General features: G+C 73.0%; 3 protein-coding genes. 1 reads left to right on the forward strand and 2 read right to left on the reverse strand.

Translation table 11 applies throughout. From position 1 onward, the window contains the following. Positions 1-449: 449 nt before the first annotated feature. Complete coding sequence (locus tag AB0J52_RS32305; protein ID WP_500186611.1) at positions 450-794, reverse strand: hypothetical protein; 345 nt, start codon at positions 792-794, stop codon at positions 450-452. 498 nt (positions 795-1,292) lie between these two features. Here AB0J52_RS32305 and AB0J52_RS32310 point away from each other — a divergent pair, with 498 nt between their 5' ends. Further along, complete coding sequence (locus AB0J52_RS32310) at positions 1,293-2,786, forward strand: phospholipid carrier-dependent glycosyltransferase (RefSeq protein ID WP_500186612.1); 1,494 nt, start codon at positions 1,293-1,295, stop codon at positions 2,784-2,786. Here the strand turns inward: AB0J52_RS32310 and AB0J52_RS32315 are convergent. Then, a partial coding sequence (locus tag AB0J52_RS32315; protein ID WP_500186614.1) for an aldehyde dehydrogenase family protein occupies positions 2,722-3,549 on the reverse strand: 828 nt, incomplete at its 5' end. The genes AB0J52_RS32310 and AB0J52_RS32315 overlap by 65 nt on opposite strands.

Genomic DNA, 3,549 nt, shown 5'->3' on the forward strand with positions numbered 1-3,549 from the left:
GCCGAGACGGCCAGGCCCGCGGTCAGCGCCACCGCCGTCGCGCGCGTCCGGGCACGCGCCCCCGCGGGCGAGGAGCCGATCCTCGCGCCGGTCCGCGCCACGCGCCCCGCACCGGTCCACCGCAGCATGTCGCTCCCGCTCCCCGTCCGCCTTCGGGGAGACTTTACCGCCGCGCCGGCCGCCTCCGGACGGCCATTACGGCGGGACGTCCGGGCGGCGCCGGTCCAGGCGATCGGAACGCACGCGCGCACGCCCTTTATTCGGCTTTTCGCGCGTGCCATTGACCGGGCGTCCGGAGAATGTGAAACCGCCGCGACCCGGGAGGCAGTGGGTGCTGGCGTCCGCGCCACACACGGAGGTTGCTGGAGAGGGATATGGCGCGGGCTACTGCCTTTTCCTCGGGCCGCGGCGGCACCGGTGGGGGCGTGGCGAGGTTGGGGAACAGCGGATCACCTTGCAGTGCTGCCTGGCCACGCGGTCACCGGTCCCCGGCGAGGCGGCGACGGTGTGACGCCCTCGAGACGGAGGAGATTCGAGGGACGACGCGCGTCCCGCCGGAGGTCGCGGGACGGCCGGGGGCCGTCCGTCCGCGGGTACTGCCTGCGGTCGTTGTGTTGGATCACCTCGATCCGTGCGATGAGCCTGCGCGGGGTCTCGGCCTCGACGAAGTCCCCGATGTCCAGGGGCCGCGGCGGCAGCGCCCACCAGTGGCCGGTGAACGGGCCGAACCAGACGGTCCAGCCCGGAAAGCGCCGGGAAAGCGCCTCGACCTCCGCCGAGTGGTCGTCAGTCATCGGGTGACCTTCCTGCCGGCGCGGGTTCCGGAGTGCGGAGCGCGCCTGTCGGGCCGTGACCTTTTTCAATTCCGTCCCCTTTAATTGGGACAGTTCAGATTGTGTCCCCCGTCACAGAGCCAGTCAATACTTGTAGCTATTATTTGTCGGGGCGCGAAAGGCGAAAATTGACGACGGAAACATCCGGACGGCAGAAATCCCCGTACCCCGGACCTGCGGCTTCAACCATCCGGCCAGGCCGCGCCCGCGGGCCCCCGCGCGGCCCACCCGGCGGATCATCCGGCGGCTCACCCGCCGCTGTGCGCCGTTCACCGCGGGGCCACCCGGCCCGCCTAGCGTGGGCGGCCTGTGATCGACGACACCGCTCGCGGCCGCCGCTCACCCGGCAGGCAATTCGCGAAATTTTCAGCGATCTGGGCGTTTCTCCCCCGAGTGTCCGGGCGGTGGACGCTCCCGCCCGGCGTGCCGCCCCGCCTGCCGCCACGCCTGCTACGGCGCGTGCCCCAGCTCGGGCCGGCCGTGCGGCGGCACGCGTTGTTCCTCGTCGTGCTGGCGGGAGCGGCCGTGCTCCGCTGGACGGCCCTGCGCGCCTATCCGACCGGCCTGTGGTTCACCGGCGACTCGTACTTCTACATCGGGCACGCGCTGAACCCGCGTCCCTCCCCCACGCGCACGACCGGCTATCCGATGCTGCTGTGGCTGCTCAGGCCCGCCCACAGCCTCTACCTGATCGTGTTCCTGCAGCACGTCCTCGGCCTCGGGGTCGCGGTGCTGTCGTACGCGCTGCTGCGGCGCGCGCGGCTGCCCGGGTGGGCCGCCGTGGCGGCGGTGCTGCCGGTGCTCTTCGACGGCTACCAGGTCGAGCTCGAACACCTGATCATGTCGGAGACGCCGTTCACGTTCCTGCTGGTCGCGGGCATGACCGTGCTGCTCTGGCGGCCGCTCGGCCCGGACCGGGCGCGTCCGGCGTGGCGGCAGGCGGTCGCGGCGGGAGTGCTGCTCGGCGCTGCGGCCCTGGTGCGGTCGGCGGGCACCCCGCTCATCCCGCTGCTGCCGCTCGGGTTGCTGCTGTGGCGCGGCGGCTGGCGGTCCGCGCTGGCCTTCGGGACGGCGGCGGCCGTCCCGCTGGTCTCGTACGCCTTCTGGTTCCAGCAGGTCAACGGCACGTTCGCGCTGACGACCAGCGACGGGATCTTCCTGTGGGGGCGGACGGCGAACTGGGCGGCGTGCACGAAGATCCGTCCGCCCGCGCACGAGCGGGACCTGTGCCTGCCCAAACGCGTCCAGGCCCAGCGCATCCCGCCCGGACGGCTCATCTGGATCAGCACGATCCCGCCGCGTACCCGTGGGTGGTCCGTGGCCTCGCCCGACGCGAACCGGACGCTGCGCGACTTCGCGGTCCGCGCGATCCTCGCGCAGCCGCGCGCGTACGCGAGCGACGTCGCGCGCGGCATCGGCTACACGTTCGAGAACCGGCGGCGTCCGTACCCGAACGGCACGACCGAGGTGCTGTACCACTTCCGGGACCGTCCGCAGATCTTCCCCGCCGGTCGCGGCTGGGGCGGGCACGGCGGGACGGCCCTCGGCGACATCCTCACCTACACGGCCGGCGGCGACCCGAGCCGGGTGAACGAGGCCCAGGCGCAGCGGATGATCGCCTACCAGCGGCACGTCTTCCTGCCCGGCCCTGCACTCGGCGCGCTCTTCGCGGTCGGCGCGGTCGCGGTGCTGCGGCGCGGCCGCGCACCTCTGCTGGTGCTCGGCACGGCCGTCACGCTGCTGGTGTTCCCGATCGCGACGGCCGACTTCGACTACCGGTACGTCATGCCCGTCCTGCCGTTCGCCTGCCTCGCGGCGGCGCTGGCGTTCGCTCCCCGGAACGGCGACGGCCCCGGCGGTGCCGGGGCCGTCCACCGATGGGCGCGGGCTAGCCGTTGGTGGGGAAGCCCAGGTTCACGCCGCCGTGCGACGGGTCCAGCCAGCGGGCCGTGACCGCCTTGGTGCGGGTGTAGAAGTGGACGCCCTCCATGCCGTGGGCGTGGCTGTCGCCGAACAGCGACGCCTTCCAGCCGCCGAAGGAGTAGTACGCCATCGGGACCGGGATCGGCACGTTGATGCCGACCATGCCGACCTCCACCTCGTTCTGGAAGCGGCGCGCCGCCCCGCCGTCGTTGGTGAAGATCGCCGTCCCGTTGCCGTACGGGTTGGCCGAGACCAGCCGCATCGCCTCGTCGTAGGAGCCGGCGCGGGCGACCGACAGGACGGGGCCGAAGATCTCGTCCCGGTAGCAGTCCATCTCCGGGGTGACGTGGTCGAGGACGGTCGGGCCGAGCCAGAAGCCGTCCGCGCCGCCGCCGAGCACCGGCGTCTCGCGCCCGTCGACCGCGAGGGTCGCGCCCTGCGCGACCCCGCTGTCCAGGTAGGACGCGACCTTGTCGCGGTGCGCCCGGGTGACCAGCGGGCCCATCTCGGCCTCCGGGTGGTCCCCGGGGCCGATCCGGAGCTCGGCGACCCGCTCCTTGATCTTGGCGATCAGCTCGTCCCCGACCGGGTCGACCGCGACGACGACCGAGATCGCCATGCAGCGCTCGCCGGCCGAGCCGAAGCCCGCCGAGACGGCCGCGTCGGCGGCCAGGTCGAGGTCGGCGTCCGGCAGCACGACCATGTGGTTCTTCGCGCCGCCGAGGGCCTGCACGCGCTTGCCGGTGCGGGCCGCGGTCTCGTAGATGTACCGCGCGATCGGGGTCGAGCCGAG

It is taken from the genome of Spirillospora sp. NPDC049652 (genome assembly GCF_040675125.1).
Taxonomy (GTDB): domain Bacteria; phylum Actinomycetota; class Actinomycetes; order Streptosporangiales; family Streptosporangiaceae; genus Spirillospora.

Excerpts from the sequence above, each read along its gene's own strand:
- AB0J52_RS32305 (WP_500186611.1), bottom strand. The coding sequence starts at position 794 with ATGACTGACGACCACTCGGCGGAGGTCGAGGCGCTTTCCCGGCGCTTT.